This window comes from Allokutzneria sp. NRRL B-24872 (genome assembly GCF_002155965.1).
GTDB lineage: Bacteria > Actinomycetota > Actinomycetes > Mycobacteriales > Pseudonocardiaceae > Allokutzneria.
In genome coordinates, this window is sequence record NZ_MUMH01000241.1 from 1 (window position 1) to 797 (window position 797).

Genomic DNA, 797 nt, shown 5'->3' on the forward strand with positions numbered 1-797 from the left:
CCTTGTCGACCCCAGCGGCGGCGGAGTCGTTGAAGGACGCATCGCCCCGGCCGCCGATGTCGAAGGCGAGGCCCACCTTGAGGGCGCTGCCGTCGGCTTTCTCCTGGGCCTTGGACGAGGTGGTCCCGGCCGCGGCGGCTGGCGGCTTCGGCGCGAGCTTGCACCCGTCACCGGAAGCGCTGCCACCGCCGGACGGGGCACCAGAGTCCTTCGCACATCCGGCGAGCACGAGTGCGGTACTGACCGCGACGGCTGCCAGGACGGTGCCACGCATACGACGCACGGCGTGTGTCTCCTCCCTGCTCAACAGAGCAGCGCGAACCCGGGCGGCGGACCGGGCCGGACACTTCGGCCTGCGGCGGCGTTGCCGGGGAATATCGGACGCGCAACCGTACCCGCCAGTACACCGAATGCCGCCCCTCGAAGTGGCCGACGTGACCGAATCGTTTGACGCCGGGCCCGGTGAACACGCCCGGTCAACGCACGGACACGTTTGGACAATTGGCGAACTCGATTCACGTGGCGCCAAGATCTTCGAATTCGAAACCGCTCGTCCGGCGCAGGCCCGCCAAGTAAGGTGGGGCTAACTTCTCGACGAGCCCGGCCGATGAGCCTGTCTGCTCGATCACACAGCCCTGTGCCAAGTGGGTACCCGCGCGCGCCCGGGGCTAGCATTCCCCGAATCGAAGGCTCCGTGACGAACGCCGGAGCCGGGGTCCGTGTTTCGGGTATCCCCCTCGGACTGCGGGCCTTCATCCACCAGCGATGTTGGAGGCCAGTCCACCATGGCCAGCACC

Annotated in this window: 1 pseudogene; it reads right to left on the reverse strand. The window is 68.4% G+C overall.

The features are described 5' to 3' along the window. Positions 1 to 274: pseudogene (locus CCN37_RS36855) on the reverse strand (BMP family ABC transporter substrate-binding protein); the annotation flags it as partial. Positions 275 to 797 lie beyond the last annotated feature (523 nt).